The sequence below is a fragment of the Streptomyces sp. NPDC043896 genome (assembly GCF_056435605.1).
In genome coordinates this window covers 95,212-112,747 of record NZ_JBWKEE010000014.1, presented here as the reverse complement: position 1 = coordinate 112,747, position 17,536 = coordinate 95,212, and the positions used below count along the sequence as shown (strand labels likewise).

Sequence of the window (17,536 nt, the reverse complement as noted above, 5' to 3'; positions counted from 1 at the left end):
GTCAGCCGCCTCCCCGGGTGAGGACTCCGGTGCGCGCCGACAGCCACCAGGCGGGCACGGCGGCGATCAGCACCAGGAGGGCCGCGTAGGGTGCGGCGGCGGCGTACGCGGAGACGGACGTGTGGGTCCAGAGGCCGGTGGCGAGGGTGTCGAGACCGGTCGGGCGCAGCAGCAGGGTGGCGGGCAGTTCCTTCATGCAGGTGAGGAAGACGAGGACGGCTCCGGCGCCGATGCCGGGTGCGGCCAGGGGCACGGTCACGGTGCGCAGTACGTACGCGCGGCCCCGGCCGAGTGAGCGGGCGACCTCCTCCAGCGCGGGTGGCGCCTGAGCGGCGGCGGCGCCGACGGCCGCGACGGCGAGGGGCAGGAAGAGGGCCGCGTACGCGAGGGTGAGCAGCCATACGGTCTGGTAGAGCGGGCGGGCCACGGTGATGCCGAGGAACACCAGGGACAGGCCGATGACCAGGCCGGGCAGGGCGTGGGAGAGGTAGGTCAGGCGGTCGAGGGCGATGGCGAGGGGGCCGGGTGCGCGGGCGCCGAGCAGCCCCACGGGCAGGGCGAGCAGCACCGTGAGGGCCGTGCCGAGGAGCGCGACGGTCAGGGAGTTGCGGGCGGCCGTGGCCAGGTCGGCGAGGGAACCGGGCCGTGACACCCCTTCCAGGGTCCAGCGGACCAGGCCGGCCGCGGGCACGCCGAGGGCGGTGGCGGTCAGCCCGGTGAGCGCGCATGCGGCCGGCCACCGGAGCGGCCCCAGCCCCAGCCTCCCCGGCGGGCGGGGTGCGCCGCCCAGCGGGGCGTAGCGGGCCCCGCGCCGCCGGGTGAGCTGTTCGGCCAGGAGCAGGATTCCGGAGAGGGCGACGAGGACGGTGGCGAGGACGAGTGCGCCGGTGGGGTCGAAGCCGAGGTTGATCGAGGTGAAGAGGGCCCGGGTGAGGACGTCGGCCCGGAGGATGGAGACGGCGCCGAAGTCGGAGAGTACGTAGAGGGCGACGAGCAGGGCTCCGGCGCCCACGGCGGGACGGACCTGGCGCAGGGTCACGCCGCGGACCGTGCGCCACGGCCCCCGGCCGAGCGACCGCGACACCTCCTCCTGTGCCGGGTCCGCGCCGGCCAGCGCGGCGGCGACGGGCAGGTAGACGTACGGGTACGAGACCAGGGTGAGGACGAGTGCCGCGGCCCAGAAGCCCTCGAAGCGGGGTGCGGTGGAGACCCAGGCGAAGGCGGCCACGTAGCTGGGGACCGCGAGCGGCAGGGCCGAGAGGACCCCGAACAGCCGTCGCCCCGGTATGTCCGTACGGGTGACCAGGAACGCGGCGACCACTCCGACCGCGGTGCAGGCGACGGTGACGACGGCCGCGAGCGCCGCGCTCCTGGCGGCCAGCTCCGCGGTACGCGACGTGAACAACTCGTCCGCGATGCGGGTCCATCCCGCCTCGCCGACCCGTACGCCCAGATAGGCCACGGGGATGAGCGCCACGCCGACGGCGAGCAGCGCCGCGCAGGCCAGAGCCGGACGCGGCACCCGCCTCGGTGCCCTGCGCGGGGTGCGGGCGGGCGTGCTCAGACCAGCCCCGATTCCTTGATCATCCTGACTGTGGTCGCCAGATCGGCCAGCTCGTTCAGGTCGACGTCCAGTGCGCTCAGCGAGGACAGTGCGGGCAGTCCGGGTGCGGAGGGAACGCCGGCCACCAGCGGGTACTCGTACGTCTCGGTGGCGAAGTAGGTCTGGGCTTCCTTGCCCAGCAGGTAGTCGACGAAGGCCCGCACGTCCGGATCGTCGGCCGATTTCTTCAGCACGCCCACCCCGGAGACGTTCACGAGGGAGCCGGTGTCCTTGCCGGGGAAGAAGTGGTTCTTCGCCTTGAGGGCGTTGACGGTGGTGCCCTTCTCCTTGGCCAGTTCGTACACGTAGTAGTGGTTGACGAGGCCGGCGGCGAAGGTGCCCTTGTCCACGTCGGCGACGATGGGTGCGTTGCCCTCCCTGATCTGGGCGTCGTTGGCCTTCAGCCCGGCGAGGAACTCCTCGGTCTTCTCGTCGCCGTGCTCGACGCGCATGGCCGTGACGAACGCCTGGAAGGACCCGTTGGTGGGTGCGATGCCGACCTTGCCCTTCCACGTGGGTTCCGTCAGCTCGAACACCGACTTCGGCAGCTCTGCGGCGGGTACCTGATCGGTGTTGTAGACCATGACGCGCGAGCGGCCGGTGACCCCGACCCAGGCCCCGTCCTGAGCCCGGTAGGCCGACGGCACCCGGTCCAGTACTGCGGCCGGCAGCGCGGCGAACAGCCCCTTGGCCGCCACGGCGCCCAGCGCCCCGGCGTCCTGGGCGAGGAACACGTCGGCGGGGCTGCGGTCCCCCTCCTCCACCAGTTGGGCCGCCGTCTGCGCGGTGTCGGCGTACCGTGCCTGGACGGTGATCCCGGTGGCCTTGCGGAAGTCCTCCAGCACGGGCTTGACGAGCGACTCGCTGCGGCCGCTGTACACGGTGATCTTCTTGTCGGAGGCGGCCGTGGGGCCCGCTTCGGCCTGGCCGCCCGATGCCGATCCGCAGGCCGTGACTCCCAGAGCCATCAGGCCTCCGAGGGCCGGCAGGAACAGGTGCCTCATACGGGAGCAACGCACGATCCGACTCCTCCGCCGTCGAGCACTCGACACAAACCGAACCGGGCATATCCGCCCCATTAGGACAGGCTAACCTTAATGCCCGGCAGGTGCGGGATGCGCGCGGCACGCGGGATCATCTCGTTCTCGCGGGCCGGCCGGGAGCGCCGGAGCCGGCTGCCGGGGACGCGGCCCGCAGGGAGAGGCTGCGGGAGAGTTCGGCGGCGGAGAAGAGGGCGCCGGCGGCGGCGCGCCGGGTAGCCGAACACCTCGACGCCCTCGTCCGTGAGGTGCATCTCCTGGTAGACGGGCCTTCGTACATCGAGGCGTCAGGAAACTGGGTTCACGGGTCGTGCTTCGGGCGGGCCAACCGGTTGCCGGGGCGAACCGGACGTCCAGTCCTGTGCAGTCACCATTGTCTGAGCAGGTCGTTAGCCGGCCATGAAGAAGATCCACTCAATCGGCAGGGCTGCGTCGGCTCTCGGCGGCGCCATCGCGCTCTTCGCCACGCTCACCGGCCCCACGACCGCCGCGGCCAGGCCCCACACCATGGCCGCGACCGTGAACCTGCACACGCTCACGTGCTACGAGAACGAGACCGTGTCGGGCGGAGACGAGGTCTACCTCCAGATCAACGGTACGACGGTCTGGAGCTCGGCCGACACCATCGAATGCGATCACAACGCCCCGACGACTCGGCAGGTCAACCGCCTCGTCCGGACGGGCGACACGGTCTCTCTGTACGAAGGCGACTTCCCGGACGCCGACGATCACCTCGGCAGCGACACGGTCGAGGGGGACAGGGGAACCCTGACCTTCAACCTGGACGACGCGCTCTACACCCTGGACTACGGCCCCGCATAGAAGGCGCACCCCCCGGCGGGGTCCGGCACGCTCGGCAGCGTGCCGGACCCCCGTAGCCCCGCGGTAATGCCTGCAGACCGCCTGGCCGATCCGCTTCTGGGCCCGCCCGGTGGGAGGGCGGGGGACGGAGTGGGAGGTCAGCGTCGGTTCATGGCGTACGACTCGCCGGCGGTGAGGGCGCGGGCCACGTCCTGGAGCAGCTGCGCGAACGCCTCCAGGTGGGGGGCGAGTTCGGGGCTCCCCTCGTAGGTGCCGGCGGCTGCCCGCGACGACCAGGCTGTGGGGCTCGACTCGGCGCGGTGCCGTACCGCCTCTCCTGGACGCGTAGGTGAAGGTGACGATCTCGTGGTCGCGGCAGGCCGCGGCCAGGACGGCCAGCGCGGAGGCGTCGGCCCCCGGGTTCATCTGCGTGGTCGGCGACCCGATCGACCGGCCCGAGGAGGCCGGTCCCGGACGCGTGCGGGCGATGCGGCCGGCGGTCACCGGCGCCGACCGCCCGACCACCCCCTCCCACACCCCCTCCCACACCCCCTCCCCCACTCACGCCCCAGTAGCATCCCGGGAAAACGATCCACCCGGGGAGAACGCGTGAACGGCGCAGGCGGAAGACCAGACGGCAGACGAAGGACGGCGGCCGCGGGGCTGGTGCTGGCGGCAGCACTGGCCACCGGCTGCGGTGCCACAGCCCCGAAGCCACTCCCGGCGGCACCCGCCGCCTCGCCCGCGCCGGCGCCCGCACCCCGGGCTCTGACCACAGCGGACCTGCTCACGGCCGCCCTGCCGGACGACCAGATCGGGCCCGCCGGCTCGGCGGAGAAGAAGGTGTCCGAACGGGACCCGGAGTGGGCCCCCACGTCCGTCAGCGATCCCGACTGCGTCCCGTTCGTCGACCCGTACCGGGACACACCGCAGCCCGCCACCGTGGTACAGCGCTTCAACAGCGAAGAGAACCTGGAGTGGTCCGGGGCCACCGTACTCACGGCCCACCCCAGCCCCGCGGCAGCAGCCGCGGAGCTCGACCGGCTCCGCAAGGCCGTGCAGGGCTGCCGGGACTTCCACCTGCGCGGCAAGGCCGACGGCAAGGGCAACGGCACCCGCGTCTCGCTCACCGCGGTACAGGCGCCCGCGCAAGGCGACGAGGCCGTGGCCTACAGCCTGACGTTCTGGACCGATGTCAGTGACATCAACCCCGAGACGAAGGAAGTCCGCAGTCTCCGCAAGTTCACGGCGGTGCGCGTCGGCTCCGTGACCGCCGCATTCAACCTGAGTCCCTCTCCCTCGGTGGAAACCATGGAATTCCCGGCCGAACTCATGACACGTCAGGTGCGACGGCTGCACGACCTCCGCTGACCGCCCCCGCATACGGAGGCCGGCCCGGGCCGAGGGCGACGGTCACGTCCAGCCCCTGGAGCGGTCCGGACCCCGTGACGTGCTTTCAGGCAGCCACCGAATCGCCACTGTCCGCGACGTCGCTGCCGCGGTGAGCGTCTCGGAGACGGCATGACGGGCCGGCCAGGCCTGCCCTCCGCACAGGTAGGGTGTGAGCGCAGCTGGTTCGCCCCGTCCGCCAGGCGGGATGCGTCGTAAGAGGGAACCCGGTGGGAATCCGGGACTGCCCCGCAGCGGTGAGCGGGAACGACCGCCGTCATACGCACTGGGACCGGAGCCGGTCCTGGGAAGCGACGGCCAGTAGGTGCCCGCCGGGAGACCGGCAGGCGTGCCCGCGAGTCCGAAGACCTGCCCGTTGCCCGCATGCCGAAGCGTCATGCGGTGTCCCGAAGAACACCCTCCGGGATGCGTTCGCCGCGACTCGCGAAGGAGAGTTGACGTGGCCGACCCGACCGTCACCACAGCAGGGCGCGTCTCCAAGAATCCGGGTGACTCCCGGGTGACGCTCGCGAACATCATGAGCGAGCACGACACCAACCTCTACGGCACCATCCACGGCGGCGTGGTGATGAAGCTCATCGACGACGCGGCCGCCGCCGCGGCCGGGCGTCATGCCGATGGGCCGGCCGTCACCGTGGCCGTGGACAGGATGTCCTTCATCGCACCGGTGCGCGCCGGAGACCTGCTCAGCGTCGACGCCGAACTGGTACGTGCCGGCCGGACGTCGATGACGGTCGCCGTCCGCGTCCGGGCCGAGCGCTGGAACGCGTCGGGCCCCACCTCCGAAGTGGCCGCCGCGAGACTGACCTTCGTCGCGATAGACGCCGACGGCAGGCCGCGCTCCGTTCCCGCCCTCGACATCGCGGGGCCGGACCCCTCGTAGGCGACGGGCCGTCGCACCGGCCGGCCTGTGAGGCGCCCTGTCCTGCCCTGCCCTTCCCGGCACGTCGGGTTCGGGCAGCGGCTCCGCCTCGCCCCCGCGTGGTCGCGGCGCGATCCCTCGCGCGCGCGATCCCGTGCGTCCTTGCGGGCCCTTCCCGCGCCGCCGATGCTTATTGCATACGATGTGCAGCTGCCCATACGTTGCAGGAACAGTCTCGGCAGGACCTGCCGGGCCGGCCGGATCCCGGCACACCGGCCACAGGCTCCCGCTCGCCCTCGTCCCCCCGACGAGGCCTGAACACCTTCCGACCGATCTGCGGTGAGAGGACCACCCATGCCCCGCAACCACCCGATAGCCCTGCTGTCCGCCTTCGCCGTCACCCTGCTGATGTCCGGTTGCGCGGGCGGCTCCACCTCCCCCGCCACTTCGTCGAAGGGCGCGGCCGTCAAGGGGTTTCCGGTCACCGTCGACAACTGCGGGGTGAGCACCACCTACCAGCGTCCGCCGCAGCGCGCGGTGTCGCTGAACCAGCACGCGACCGAGGTGATGCTGTCGCTCGGCCTGGAGAAGTCGATGGTCGGCACGGGCTACCTCGACGACAAGATCCTTGCCGAGTACCAGCCCGCGTACGACAGCGTGAAGGTCCTCTCCAAGGAGTACCCCTCCTTCGAGGCCCTCCTGGAGGCCGAGCCCGACTTCGTCTACGGCGGGTGGACGTCCACCTTCGACGAGAAGGAGGGACGCAGCCGGGCTTCCTTCACCAAGGCCGGGATCGCCACCCACCTCAACATCGAGGAGTGCCCCACCGGCCCGGTGACGGTCGCCTCCATGGACGAGGAGATCCGTACCCTCGCCAAGATCTTCGGTGTGCCCGAGCGGGCCGAGGAGAGGCTGGGGACGCTGCACGCCACCCTCGACAAGGTCGAGGCCCAGCTGCGCGGCGTCAGCCCGGTCAAGCTCTTCGTGTACGACAGCGGCGACAAGACGGCCTTCACGGCGGGCGGCAAGGGCATCGGCAACGAGATGATCCGGCGGGCCGGCGGAGTGAACCTCTTCGGGGACCTCGACAAGGCCTTCGGTGACGTCTCGTTCGAACAGGTGGCGGAGCGCGCCCCCGAGGCCATCGTCATCTACGACTACGGCGACCAGTCGGTAGAGGACAAGAAGAAGTTCCTGCTCGCCAACCCTGCGCTGAAGGACGTCCCCGCGATCAAGAACCAGCGGTTCGCGGTCCTGCCGCTGTCCTCCACGGTGCTCGGTGTCCGGATGCCAGCGGCCGTCGAGTCCCTGGCGAAGCAGCTCCACCCGGGCCGCGTTCAGTGACCGGGGTCAAGGCCCCGGCGGCCGGGGGAGCCGGCCTGCAAGGGAAGGGGCGACCCGTCCCCGCGCGGCGCCCGGGGATCCCCTACGCCGTGGTGCTGGTGTGTCTGGGCGCCCTGGTGGCCGCTGCCGCCACCTCCGGGATCGCGGCGGGCTCGATCAGCGTCCCGGCCGACCAGGTGTGGAGCATCCTGCTCCACCGCCTGCACCCGGCCCTCGCCGAGCCGACGTGGACCCCGGTGCGCGAGACGATCGTCGTCGACGTCCGCCTGCCCCGGGTGATCCTGGCCGGCGTGGTGGGCGCGGGCCTGTCGGTGGCCGGAATGGCGCTCCAGGCGCTCGTCCGCAACCCGCTGGCCGACCCGATGCTGCTCGGAGTGTCCTCGGGGGCGTCGGTCGGCGCGGTGCTCGTCCTGGTCCTGAACCTGACCGTGTTCGGGCTGTTCACCCTGCCGGTGGCGGCGTTCTGCGGCGCGCTGGCCGCCCTGGTCGCCGTCTACTTCCTCGCCCGCTCAGGCGGGCGGATGACGACCGTACGGCTCGTGCTGGCGGGTGTGGCCACGGCGGAGGTGCTGTCGGCGCTGGCCAGCTTCCTGATCGTCACCTCGAACGATCCGCACAAGACCCAGTCCGCACTGCGGTGGATGCTCGGCGGACTGGCCGGCACCACCTGGGCCACGGTCTGGATCCCGGTGACCGCGGTGCTGGCCGGTACGGCGGTCCTGCTCGGTGTCTGCCGTCCGCTCAACCTCCTCCTGGCCGGAGAGGAGGCCGCGGCGGCCCTCGGTCTGGACGTGCACCGCTTCCGCGCCGCCCTGTTCACGCTGGTGGCCCTGATGATCGGCACGATCGTCGCGGTCAGCGGGCAGATCGGCTTCGTCGGGCTGATCATGCCGCACGTGGTGCGGCTGCTCGTCGGCGCCGACCACCGGCGCGCCCTGCCCGCCGCAGCCCTCCTGGGGGCCGCCTTCCTGATCACCGCGGACCTGGCCGCGCGCACGCTCATGAGCCCGGAGGAGATACCCGTGGGCATCCTCACCGCCCTGGTCGGCGGCCCGTTCTTCCTCTGGCTCATGCGACGGAGGGCGGCCCGGTGACGAACACACCGACCGGCGCGCCCGGTCGTCTGGACGCCCAGCGCGTCAGCGTCGTCGTGAACGGCACGACCCTCGTCCACCAGGCATCGCTGCACGTGGCGCCCGGCGAGGTGCTGGGCCTGGTGGGACCCAACGGGGCCGGCAAGTCCACCCTGCTGCGCACCTTCTACCGGGCGCAGCGCCCGACATCGGGCCGGGTCCTGCTCGACGGCGAGGACGTCTGGCGGATGCCGGGCAAGCGTCTCGCCCAGCGGCTCGCGGCCGTCCTGCAGGAGACCTCCGGGGACTTCGAGCTGACCGTGTACGACGTGGTCGCCATGGGCCGGACCCCGCACAAGCGCCCCTTCGCGGGCGACGACGCGGACGACCGCGACGTCATCATGCGATCCCTGGCACAACTCCACGTCGACGGCCTCGCCCACGCTCCCTTCGACCGGCTGTCGGGCGGGGAGAAGCAGCGGGTCCTGATCGCCCGCGCGCTCGCCCAGGGCACGGGGAACATGGTCCTGGACGAGCCGACCAACCACCTGGACCTGCGCCACCAGCTCGACGCCCTGAAGCTCGTACGAGGAATCGGCGTCACCGCCGTCGTCGCGCTGCACGACCTGAACCTGGCCGCGGCGTTCTGCGACCGGATCTGCGTCATGGCCGGCGGTCGTGTCGTCGCCACCGGCACGCCCGATGAGGTACTGACGGGCGCGCTCCTGTCCGATGTGTACGGGGTCGAGGCCGATGTGATCGAGCATCCGCGGACCGGGCTCCCCTTCATCAGCGTCCTGCCCGGCCGGCAACGGCCGGCCGACGATGCGCTGGAAGGAGGAGCATCAGCCGTTCGCAGGGACCGGCGTGGCTGAATGGCGGCCCGACCGCAGCGTGGCGCCGCGTGCGAAGGCCGGACGGCCGAGAGTTCCACGGGATCCGCCTTCCTTCCCGAACGAGGAGGGTCCCGCGTCCGGCCAAGGGAATCGGAAGCGACAGCGCCTGGTCCACATCCGTCAACGAGCGGCTGTGCCCGGCGCTGTCGCGGCAGGTCTCAGGCGGCTTCGACGGTGATCTTGTCCGCGCCGATCCGCTCGATTCGTTCCTGCCCCCACACCGCCAGGGATTCCAGCGCGGCGTTGAGGGAGACGCCGTGCTCCGTCAGGGAGTACTCGACCTTCGGCGGGACCACCGGGTACACCTCGCGGTGCACGAGGCCGTCCTCCTCCATCTCCCGCAGGTGCTGGACGAGCATCTTCTCGCTGACACCCGGAAGGCCGCGCCGCAGCTCCGCGAAGCGGCGCGTTCCGTGCTCATGGAGCTCCCAGAGGATCAGGGACTTCCACTTGCCGGTGACCACGTCCATCGCCGCGTCGACGCCGCAGAAGTAGGGGCCCTGTCGTGCCGATGCCGCCATGCGAGCCTCCGCGTCAACTGGGGTACTCACTCTCGGGTGAGTACCGCACTATTTTGTCCGTACTGGTCAACTCTACTGACCCTGCGGAGGATTGAGGCATCGACAAGATCGACGAAGACCCGACGGAGGAATGACATGACGGAGAACCACGACACCCACGTGAGCGTCCTCGGACTCGGCGCGATGGGCAGCGCGCTCGCCGAGGTGCTGGTGAAGGCCGGGCTGCGGACCACGGTGTGGAACCGCTCGGCGGGGAAGGCCGACAGGCTCGTCGCGCAGGGGGCCACGGAGGCGGCCTCGGCTGCCGGGGCGGTCCGGGCGAGCCGGCTGGTGATCGCCTGCCTCTTCGACCACGACTCGGTGCACGAGGTACTCGACCCGCTCGTCGGAGACCTGGCCGGACGGACGCTGATCAACCTGACCACGACCAAGCCCGAGCAGGCACGGCAGCTGGCCGCCTGGGCCGCCGACGCCGGGATCGCCTACCTGGACGGCGGCATCATGGCGGTGCCGTCCATGATCGGACAGCCTGGGTCCTCGGTCCTGTACAGCGGCTCGGAAGAGGTGTTCCGTGAGCACGCGGCGCTGCTCGACCTGTGGGGGACCAGTACCTACTACGGCGAGGACGCGGGGCTGGCGTCCCTCTACGACTTCGCGCTGCTCTCGTCGATGTACGTGATGTTCGCGGGGTTCATGCACGGTGCGGCACTGCTCGCGCCGGCCGGGGTGTCCGCGGGCCGGTTCGCGGAGATGGCCGCGCCGTGGCTGACCGCGATGACCGGCGAGCTCGCGCGGTTCGCCGAGGTCGTGGACGGCGGGGACTACACGGTCCCCGGGCAGCAGAGTCTGGAGTTCTCCAACCTCGGGTTGTTCATCGAGACGAGCACCGAGCAGGGAGTGAGCGCCGAGCCCATCGCGATGGTCCAGCAGCTCATCCAGCGCCAGGTGGACGCCGGCCACGGTGCGGAGGGGTTCGCCCGGATCATCGAGAGCATCAAGCATCCGGCCGCGTGACCGGGGGCCGGGGGCTGGGGCCGGTGTGACGGTCCGACGGTTCCGAGGAGGGCACAGGGATGGTCCTCTTACGGAGTACTTCTGGCCGATGCGGTGGTGCGCCGGGGCCCGGCTCGGGAGGCTTCGCCTGTGGCTGCCCGACCGGCTCCGGCCCTGAAACCGTGGACGCTCACACGTATCGTCTCCGCCTTTACCGCCGTGCAGGGGGCCCGTGAGGCCCTGCGGGTCGTTGAGACGGCGGGGGCCACGGCTGCGCGCCGTTCGATCCGGCCTGCCTCCGCGCTGGCCCGGTGGTACCGGCCGCGGCCCCTTGAGCAGTCCGACGAACCAGGAGCCGAAGTGTCCGTCCAACGCATCAACGTGATTCACCCCGCCGACATGGGCCGGGCCGACCTCGAACTGTGGGGCGAGCTGCGGGCCGGGACGGCACCGGTGGCCAATCCCTTCATGAGCCCGGAGTTCTGCCGGGCGGTCGGCCGCGTCCGGCCCGGTGCCAGGGTCGCGGTGGTGCGCGAGGGCGGCGAGCCGGTCGGCTTCTTCCCGTTCGAGCGGGGCAGGTGGGGCCGCGGCCGTGCAATCGGCCTGGGCGTGTCCGACTGCCAGGGCGCTGTCCTGCGTCCGGGAGTGAGCGTCGATCCGCACGAGCTGCTGCGCGCCGGCTCCCTGTCCGTCTGGGAGTTCAACCACCTCGAAAGCGAGCAGGACCTGTTCCTGCCGTACGCGACGGGGCAGTTCGCGTCGCCCGTCATCGACCTGACCGGCGGCTACGCCCGCTACGAGGAGCGGCTCCGGGCGGGGTCGAGCGGGTTCCTGAAGTCGACCTTGGCGCAGGAACGCCGGCTGGCGCGGCGGGTGGGGCCCCTGAGGTTCGTGTTCGACGACCGGAACCCGGCGGTCCTGCGGACCCTGATGGAGTGGAAGTCCGCCCAGTACCGCCGGACCGGCCGCCGCGACCGCTTCGCCCAGGGCTGGATCAGCGGCCTGGTGCGCGATCTCGCCGCCTCCGACGCACCCGCCTGCTCGGGCGTGCTGTCGGTTCTGTACGCGGGCGAGCGGCTCGTCGCCGCACATTTCGGGCTGCGCTCACGCACGGTGCTGTCGTGCTGGTTCCCCGCCTACGACCGGGAGGTCGCCAGGTTCTCCCCCGGCCTCGTGCTCTACCGCCGCATGATCGAGGCGGCCGCCTCCGCCGGAATCGACTTGGTCGACCTCGGCAGGGGCGACGCCGCGTACAAGGATTCGTTCAAGACGCGGGAGCTGGTCGTGCACGAGGGCGCGGTGCTGCGGCCCGGGGCCGGTGCGGCCCTGCACTGGCTCAGCCGTGAGCCGTCGCGTGCCGTCCGGCGGTTCGTGAGGGAGCGGCCGCGGCTGAAGGAGACGGCCCTTCACACCCTGCGGGCAGTCGGCAGGATGCGGGACCGCTGCCCGTGAACGGCATGCGGGCGACGGCCTCGCTCTCCCGGTATCCAGGGTGGGCCGACGCTCGCAGCGGGGCCCTGCCCTCAGGCGCCCGGGGGCACGGGCCGCGCCCGTGAGCTCTTCGGGCGGGGGCTCGCCTTCACCACACCGGCCTGATGCCCGGGCCGGTCAGCGGCCAGGGTTCATTCCTGCCGGCTGCCGGGGCCGGCCGGTTCACGGCCGGTTCGGGGTATCTCGTGCGGAGCGTCGCCACGGAGCATGCGGTGCCCGCGGGCTGTGTCCGTGTACTCGCGGACCCGGTGGACCAACCCGTCCCGGAGTTCGAAGACGAAGCAGTAGTCGTTGCTGTAGTGGAGTCCGTTGGCCAGCGTCGCCGTCATGGTGAACTCCGCCACCCCCCGTTCGCCGTCGGCGTGCAGCCCCAGGAAGGCGACGGTGACGTCTCGTACGAAGACACGGGGGAAGTCCTCGGCGAAGAAGCGCGCGATGGCCCCTCTGCCGACCATGTGGTGGGTCGCCCCGAGCACGGTGGCGGTGGCGTTCCCGGGGGGCGACAGCCACTCGGCGTCCTCGGTGAGGACCGCGGAGATCCGGTCGTGGTCATGGCTGGCCAACGCCTGGAAGGCGTTCTGGATGACGAGGTCGCTCATGCGCCCACTGTCACCGCCCGCGCCTCCCGGTGTCTTGGACGAATGTTGCGACCGGTCCCCCGCCCGGCCGCCCGAGGGCGGCCGGGCGGGAGCCTGCGCGGTGTCACGAGGAGGGCCGGATCAGCTCACCGGGTGGCCGGCGGCCGGGCCCGTGGCTCAGGGTACGAGCACGATCTTGCCGCGTACACGTCCGCTCTCGATCAGCTCGTGGGCCTTGGCCGCCTCGGTCAGGGGCAGTGTCTCCTCGACGAACGGGCGCACCCCGGCGTGGTCGATCAGGTGGGCGAAGCCCACGAGGTCGGCCGGGGCCGGCTGGAGGAAGTACTCGACGAACCGCACCCCGGCGGCCTGGGCCCGCTCCCGCACCGCCGTCCGGTCGACCCCGACGCCCACGACGTCGATGAGGATGCCGCCGGACCTGATCGTACGGACCGAACGCGGCCCGTATTCGCCGCTGATCGTGTCGATGACGACGTCCACGTCGCGCAGGCCGGTGAAGTCGGTCGTCGTGTAGTCGATCAGCTCGTCCGCGCCGAGCTCCCGCAGGAAGGCGTGCTTGTTCGTCCGGGCCGTGCCGATCACGTGTGCCCCGCGTGCCTTGGCGATCTGGACGGCAAGGTGCCCCACGCCGCCCGCCGCCGCATGCACCAGGACGCGCTGGCCCGGCTGTACGCGGGCGATGTTCACCAGGGTCTGGTAGGCGGTGAGGCCGGCGATGCCCAGTGCTCCGGCGTGGACGTGGTCGAGGGTCTCGGGCTTGGGCGCGATGGAGGTCTCGGCAACGATCACGTAGTCGGCGTGGCTGCCGTTCGGCGGGGTCACCCAGCCGAACACCTCGTCACCGGCCCGGAAGGCGCTCACCCCCTCGCCCGCCTCGTCGACGACTCCGCTGAACTCGTGCCCCAGGACGAAGGGCGGCTCGCCGAAGAACCGCACGTACCCGGAGCGGACCTTGCCATCGGCCGGGTTGACTCCCGTGGCGTGCACGCGTACGCGCACCTCGCCGGGCGCGGGAGCGGGACGGTCCGTCTCCACGACCTCCAGCACGTCCGGGCCGCCTACGGAACTCTGCATGACCACGCGCATGTGTACTCCTCGGAACAGTTCGATGGGAGGTGGGCCAGGGGGATCGGGGAGGGTTCCGGCGAGGCCGGCGCCGCGCCACCCCGTCGTCGTGGGGGCGCCACCCATGCGGCAAGATCGTGGACGTCGTTCAAGGGATCAGCGGAAGCGGGCAATACGCGATGGAACGCACGGAGATGGAGGTCTTCCTGACGCTCTCCGAGGAGTTGCACTTCGGCCGCACCGCCGAGCGCCTGCACGTCACCACCGGCCTGGTCAGCAAGACGCTCAAGAAGATCGAGCGCCGCATCGGCGCGCCGCTGTTCGAACGCACCAGCCGCCACGTCGCCCTGACGCCCATCGGGCGTGACCTGCGGGACGATCTGCTGCCGCTGTACGAGGGCATCAGGCGCGCGGTGAACCGTGCCGAGCAGGCCGGGCGCGGCATCAGGGGCACGCTCACGGCGGGGTTCATGGGCACCCAGGCCGGACGCGTCCTCTCCGCCGCCCGCGGGGTCTTCGAGCAGCGCAACCCGCACTGTGGCGTGCGCATCGTGGAGACCCGGCTGGACCACCACGTGGCGCAGCTGCGCGACGGCCACGCCGACCTGCTGCTCACGGCGCTGCCGGTCGCCGAGCCGGACCTGACGGTCGGCGCGGTGGTGACGTCCGGCCCCAGGTACGTCTGCCTGGCCGCGGACCACCGCCTCGCCGGGCGCGGCTCGGCGTCGTTCGAGGACCTCGCGGGCGAGACCTTCGTTTCCGTGGCGGGCTCCGCCCCCGAGTACTGGAGCGACTTCCACACGCCCCGGCGGACGCCCGGTGGACGGGTGATCGGCAGGTATCCCGAGCCCTGCGCCACGTACGCCGAGGCGCTGGCGCTGGTCGCGGCCGGGCGGGCGATCGTCCCCGGCGACGGCCAGTTGCCCGTGCTGTACCAGCGGCCGGACATCCGGTTCGTCGAGATGACCGACATGCCGCCGGTCGAGCACGGACTGGTGTGGCGTACGCGCGACGATGCCGACGAGCGGGTCCGGGCCTTCGCCGACGTCGTCCTGGAGGTCGCGCCCGCCCTGGCGGTGCCGGGCACGATTCCGGGCGTCCCGGGGGCTCCCGGTGAACCGAGGGTCAGCGGGACGGTGTAGTCGGCGGCCATGTCGTTCCTCGTCGTCGAACACGAGGTTCGGGGCGGCGCTGCGGGGGTCTGCGGGGGCAGGGCGTCGCCCTCGGGGGCGGCGTCCCACGGCGTCAACGATGCCTTTCCGGCCCTGCGCGATCAATGACGATCCGGTCAACGACCGTTGAGGAGGGATCAACAACCCCCTCGGCCCGGGCGGCGTGTTGGGGCAGGATGTCCACGCATGTGCACGGAGGGCGGGACACGCCGCGGCACCGAACGAGGGAAGGGGACGAGGGACAGGGACATGACGCACGAACACCAGACGTACGGGACGGGCTCCGGGCGGCAGCCGTTGCAGACGCGCGCCCTGACCCGTGGGGCCGAACGGACACGACAGCTCCTGGCCGCCGGGGACTGGCGCCCTGCCGCAGCGGACTCCGAAGCAGCCGCACGCGTACTGGCCCGCCTCACGGCCCGGCGGTGGCGCCGACAGATGCGGGCGAGGCCCTGCTCCCCGATCTGATCGCACTGTTCGCCGCGCCGGCCTCGGCGGGCCCACCCGGGACCGTCCCGCTCACGCCCCCGGTCGAGCCCTGGCACATCCAGCACACGGGCGGCTTCCGTCGTTACGGCAGACCCGCCTTCGGGGTGTGGACGGCCGAGACCTTCGGTTGCCCGGCATGCGGGGGCAAGACCGTGACCGGCATGGCGACGTCGGTCTTCGTGAGGACGCGCGGCGAGTCCCGAGACCACCCGAATACGACCTCCCGCTGACGCCCTTTCCCCCGTCGGCCCCAGCGCTCAAGGGCTCAATGGCTCGACGACTCAACGGCCCGATGCCGGCCGTTGATACCCCACCGCTCGGGCTCCGCTGCCTCTGCGGGCGTCTCGCAGCACGTGCGAGGATGACCGGGAGTTTCGCCCTGTCCGCTTTCGCAGAGGCCGCACATGAACAGCACGTTCCTCCCCTTCCGACGCAAACGCGGGACCAAGGTCACCTACGAGGTGACCGGTTCCGGCTCCTTCGAGGTGACCTATGCCGTCGGCGACCCTCTCAAGGGGGAGGAGAAGCAGGTCAAGGCCGTCGTCGCGCCGTGGAAGCAGGACGTCGTGATGTCGGGCATCGGCGCGATGCCCATGCTCACGATCATCACGTCCAACCCGGAGTATCCCGACGGCTGGCTCCAGTGCACGATCTCCATCGACGGAGAGCTCGCGGTGGAAGGTGCCGTGTCCTCACGGTCGGCCAGCGCGACGTTCACGGCTCTGCCCGGGGCGGCGGGCTGACGGCAGCGGGCACCGGGCCCGGCGACCCCGCGCGAAGGCTGCTCCGATGGGGCGGATCTGCCGGTGGGTCGCGGGGGACCGCTCCGGGCGGCGCCGGAGCCGAGGCTATGAATGGATCACCTGATCATCCCTCGGCGTCACCCTCAGGAGCCACACGATGCGCCCCATCAGAGCAGCCTGTCTCGGCACGGCCACTGCGCTGGCCGCCCTCCTCACCTGCGCCCCGGTCGCGGCGGCGGCCGCCGGGACGGACGGCCGTTCCGACCACGACAAGGGCAAGGAGCGTGTCATCACGCTCATCGGCGAACTCGCCCAGCAGTCGTTCTTCCGCGTCAACCCCAACGGCCCCTCCCAGGGCGACCGGACCGTCTTCCGCTCGGTCCTCCGCGACGAGGACGGCAACGTCGTCGGCGAGACCGGTGGTACCTGCACCACCACCCGGGTCACCGACGGCGGAGCGGAGGCGTGCGTCGTGACCTACATCCTCCCGGGCGGCCAGCTCTCCGTGCAGGGGATGCTCTTCAACATCGTCCCGGGCCCGCCCGGGGAGTTCGTCAACGCGATCACGGGCGGCACCGGGGAGTTCGACCAGGCCCGTGGCTGGGTCCACGCCGGCCCGGTCGTGGACCGCAAGAGGGTCTTCACGATCCACCTCAAGCGCTGACCGCCCCCGCCCGGGAGCCGTTCTAACCGCCCGGCGGCGGAGCGGAGCCGCGAGCCGGGGTGCCGCCGGCGCGACGGGTCAGGGAGTGCCACCAGTGGCGGCGGCGCGGGTGCACGGCTCGGCCCAGCCGGCGGCCGAGGAGGAGGTAGCCCAGCAGCGCGCCGGCGGTGTTGAGGAGGACGTCGTCCACGTCGAAGGCGCGGCCCTCGACCAAGGCGCCCTGGATCAGTTCGACGAGCGTCATCACGACGGCCGTCACCGCCGCCACCCTCAGCAGCCCGCGCGCCTGGGGAAGGAGGACCGGGAGCAGCACTCCGAAGGGGACGCCCAGCAGCACGTTCCCGCCGAGCTGTTCGGCGGCTTCCCTGACGGACGTGCCGTCGAGGTACAGGCCGATCGAGGCGCCGGGGTGGACGTTGCTGTGCGCGATTCCGGCGGAGGCGGCCGACGGTTCCAGCGTGACGCGCGCGAGGACGAGGCTGAACAGGACGGTCCCGGCGAAGGCCGCCAGCATCGCGAGGGCCCGTAACGCCGGTCGGACGGGAGGCCGGACCTCGGGGACGGGCCCTTGCCCGCGTTCCGTCCGGTCTGTCCCCTCCGCTCGCTTCGGGCGCTGGCGCTTCGGGCGCTCCGGGCGGCGCGCTCCGGCGAGTTTCCCGCGTAGGTCCATGGACCGCTCCCTCCGTGACCGGTTCGTAGCGTGCAGGGCCCGTGTACCCCCGCTCGGCGGGGTCGACGCGCCCCGGCGCCCGGGGCCTCGGGCGGCGCCC

The 17,536-nt window shown here is 71.8% G+C and carries 18 protein-coding genes, 1 pseudogene and 1 riboswitch; of the genes and pseudogenes, 12 read left to right on the top strand and 7 right to left on the bottom strand.

What is annotated here, in order from left to right; genetic code table 11:
- Position 1: 1 nt before the first annotated feature.
- Together AC069X_RS21470 and AC069X_RS21465 are read right to left on the bottom strand one after the other, a co-directional pair.
- Positions 2–1,522 (bottom strand): ABC transporter permease, encoded by a 1,521-nt coding sequence (locus AC069X_RS21470; RefSeq protein WP_478730324.1) that lies wholly within the window; start codon positions 1,520–1,522, stop codon positions 2–4.
- 38 nt (positions 1,523–1,560) lie between these two features.
- On the bottom strand, positions 1,561–2,571 hold the full coding sequence (locus AC069X_RS21465; protein ID WP_478730322.1) for an iron ABC transporter substrate-binding protein: 1,011 nt from the start codon (positions 2,569–2,571) through the stop codon (positions 1,561–1,563).
- A gap of 471 nt (positions 2,572–3,042) precedes the next feature.
- Between AC069X_RS21465 and AC069X_RS21460 the strand changes: the two genes are divergently transcribed.
- Entirely contained in the window at positions 3,043–3,465 is a 423-nt protein-coding gene (locus AC069X_RS21460) for a hypothetical protein (protein WP_478730512.1), read from the top strand.
- A 252-nt stretch (positions 3,466–3,717) separates the two neighbouring features.
- Here AC069X_RS21460 and AC069X_RS21455 read toward each other — a convergent pair.
- Positions 3,718–3,870, bottom strand: a pseudogene (locus tag AC069X_RS21455) (WYL domain-containing protein); the annotation flags it as partial.
- A gap of 183 nt (positions 3,871–4,053) precedes the next feature.
- On the opposite strand from AC069X_RS21455, the gene AC069X_RS21450 reads away from it, so the two are divergent.
- From AC069X_RS21450 to AC069X_RS21430, 5 genes are all read left to right on the top strand, one after another.
- Positions 4,054–4,815, top strand: coding sequence for a hypothetical protein (locus AC069X_RS21450; protein WP_478730320.1), 762 nt, complete (start codon positions 4,054–4,056; stop codon positions 4,813–4,815).
- Positions 4,816–4,999: 184 nt separating this feature from the next.
- Positions 5,000–5,224, top strand: a riboswitch (cobalamin riboswitch).
- A 69-nt stretch (positions 5,225–5,293) separates the two neighbouring features.
- Positions 5,294–5,737, top strand: coding sequence for an acyl-CoA thioesterase (locus tag AC069X_RS21445; RefSeq protein WP_478730319.1), 444 nt, complete (start codon positions 5,294–5,296; stop codon positions 5,735–5,737).
- Positions 5,738–6,070: 333 nt separating this feature from the next.
- Positions 6,071–7,060, top strand: a complete 990-nt coding sequence (locus AC069X_RS21440) for an ABC transporter substrate-binding protein (protein WP_478730317.1) — start codon at positions 6,071–6,073, stop codon at positions 7,058–7,060.
- Positions 7,061–7,095: 35 nt separating this feature from the next.
- Complete coding sequence (locus AC069X_RS21435; RefSeq protein WP_478730496.1) at positions 7,096–8,154, top strand: FecCD family ABC transporter permease; 1,059 nt, start codon at positions 7,096–7,098, stop codon at positions 8,152–8,154.
- Positions 8,124–9,008, top strand: a complete 885-nt coding sequence (locus tag AC069X_RS21430; protein WP_478730494.1) for an ABC transporter ATP-binding protein — start codon at positions 8,124–8,126, stop codon at positions 9,006–9,008. The genes AC069X_RS21435 and AC069X_RS21430 overlap by 31 nt, the downstream gene beginning before the upstream one ends.
- Before the next feature lie 179 nt (positions 9,009–9,187).
- On the opposite strand, the gene AC069X_RS21425 is transcribed toward AC069X_RS21430, so the two are convergent.
- The gene (locus tag AC069X_RS21425) at positions 9,188–9,550 is read right to left on the bottom strand and encodes a winged helix-turn-helix transcriptional regulator (RefSeq protein WP_478730314.1); all 363 of its coding nucleotides are present in this window, start codon (positions 9,548–9,550) and stop codon (positions 9,188–9,190) included.
- On the opposite strand from AC069X_RS21425, the gene AC069X_RS21420 reads away from it, so the two are divergent.
- Both AC069X_RS21420 and AC069X_RS21415 read left to right on the top strand, forming a co-directional pair.
- Positions 9,449–10,564: an NAD(P)-dependent oxidoreductase gene (locus tag AC069X_RS21420; RefSeq protein WP_478730312.1), complete on the top strand. Its 1,116-nt coding sequence runs from the start codon at positions 9,449–9,451 to the stop codon at positions 10,562–10,564. The two genes, AC069X_RS21425 and AC069X_RS21420, sit on opposite strands and share 102 nt — an antisense overlap.
- A gap of 339 nt (positions 10,565–10,903) precedes the next feature.
- Positions 10,904–11,995, top strand: coding sequence for a GNAT family N-acetyltransferase (locus AC069X_RS21415; protein ID WP_478730310.1), 1,092 nt, complete (start codon positions 10,904–10,906; stop codon positions 11,993–11,995).
- 170 nt (positions 11,996–12,165) lie between these two features.
- On the opposite strand, the gene AC069X_RS21410 is transcribed toward AC069X_RS21415, so the two are convergent.
- Together AC069X_RS21410 and AC069X_RS21405 are read right to left on the bottom strand one after the other, a co-directional pair.
- Positions 12,166–12,633 carry a nuclear transport factor 2 family protein gene (locus AC069X_RS21410; RefSeq protein ID WP_478730308.1) on the bottom strand — a complete coding sequence of 156 codons (468 nt, stop codon included), beginning with the start codon at positions 12,631–12,633 and terminating at the stop codon, positions 12,166–12,168.
- A 156-nt stretch (positions 12,634–12,789) separates the two neighbouring features.
- Positions 12,790–13,719, bottom strand: a complete 930-nt coding sequence (locus AC069X_RS21405) for an NADP-dependent oxidoreductase (RefSeq protein WP_478730306.1) — start codon at positions 13,717–13,719, stop codon at positions 12,790–12,792.
- A 158-nt stretch (positions 13,720–13,877) separates the two neighbouring features.
- Between AC069X_RS21405 and AC069X_RS21400 the strand changes: the two genes are divergently transcribed.
- The 4 genes from AC069X_RS21400 (at position 13,878) to AC069X_RS21385 (ending at position 16,766) form a co-directional block, all read left to right on the top strand.
- Positions 13,878–14,840 carry a LysR family transcriptional regulator gene (locus AC069X_RS21400; RefSeq protein WP_478730304.1) on the top strand — a complete coding sequence of 321 codons (963 nt, stop codon included), beginning with the start codon at positions 13,878–13,880 and terminating at the stop codon, positions 14,838–14,840.
- Between the two features lie 455 nt (positions 14,841–15,295).
- Complete coding sequence (locus AC069X_RS21395) at positions 15,296–15,589, top strand: hypothetical protein (RefSeq protein WP_478730302.1); 294 nt, start codon at positions 15,296–15,298, stop codon at positions 15,587–15,589.
- Positions 15,590–15,763: 174 nt separating this feature from the next.
- On the top strand, positions 15,764–16,102 hold the full coding sequence (locus AC069X_RS21390; RefSeq protein WP_478730300.1) for a hypothetical protein: 339 nt from the start codon (positions 15,764–15,766) through the stop codon (positions 16,100–16,102).
- Positions 16,103–16,259: 157 nt separating this feature from the next.
- Positions 16,260–16,766 (top strand): allene oxide cyclase barrel-like domain-containing protein, encoded by a 507-nt coding sequence (locus tag AC069X_RS21385; RefSeq protein WP_478730298.1) that lies wholly within the window; start codon positions 16,260–16,262, stop codon positions 16,764–16,766.
- 22 nt (positions 16,767–16,788) lie between these two features.
- Here AC069X_RS21385 and AC069X_RS21380 read toward each other — a convergent pair whose 3' ends face one another.
- Positions 16,789–17,280 carry a VanZ family protein gene (locus AC069X_RS21380; protein WP_478730296.1) on the bottom strand — a complete coding sequence of 164 codons (492 nt, stop codon included), beginning with the start codon at positions 17,278–17,280 and terminating at the stop codon, positions 16,789–16,791.
- Between the last annotated feature and the right edge of the window lie 256 nt (positions 17,281–17,536).

Bases quoted from the DNA above. Each gene is read 5' to 3' on its own strand.
- AC069X_RS21465 (WP_478730322.1), bottom strand. From the start codon at position 2,571: ATGGCTCTGGGAGTCACGGCCTGCGGATCGGCATCGGGCGGCCAGGCC.
- AC069X_RS21460 (WP_478730512.1), top strand. From the start codon at position 3,043: ATGAAGAAGATCCACTCAATCGGCAGGGCTGCGTCGGCTCTCGGCGGC.
- AC069X_RS21440 (WP_478730317.1), top strand. From the start codon at position 6,071: ATGCCCCGCAACCACCCGATAGCCCTGCTGTCCGCCTTCGCCGTCACC.
- AC069X_RS21420 (WP_478730312.1), top strand. From the start codon at position 9,449: ATGGAGCTCCCAGAGGATCAGGGACTTCCACTTGCCGGTGACCACGTC.
- AC069X_RS21425 (WP_478730314.1), bottom strand. From the start codon at position 9,550: ATGGCGGCATCGGCACGACAGGGCCCCTACTTCTGCGGCGTCGACGCG.
- AC069X_RS21410 (WP_478730308.1), bottom strand. From the start codon at position 12,633: ATGAGCGACCTCGTCATCCAGAACGCCTTCCAGGCGTTGGCCAGCCAT.
- AC069X_RS21405 (WP_478730306.1), bottom strand. From the start codon at position 13,719: ATGCGCGTGGTCATGCAGAGTTCCGTAGGCGGCCCGGACGTGCTGGAG.
- AC069X_RS21400 (WP_478730304.1), top strand. From the start codon at position 13,878: ATGGAACGCACGGAGATGGAGGTCTTCCTGACGCTCTCCGAGGAGTTG.
- AC069X_RS21390 (WP_478730300.1), top strand. From the start codon at position 15,764: ATGAACAGCACGTTCCTCCCCTTCCGACGCAAACGCGGGACCAAGGTC.
- AC069X_RS21385 (WP_478730298.1), top strand. From the start codon at position 16,260: ATGCGCCCCATCAGAGCAGCCTGTCTCGGCACGGCCACTGCGCTGGCC.
- AC069X_RS21380 (WP_478730296.1), bottom strand. From the start codon at position 17,280: ATGCTGGCGGCCTTCGCCGGGACCGTCCTGTTCAGCCTCGTCCTCGCG.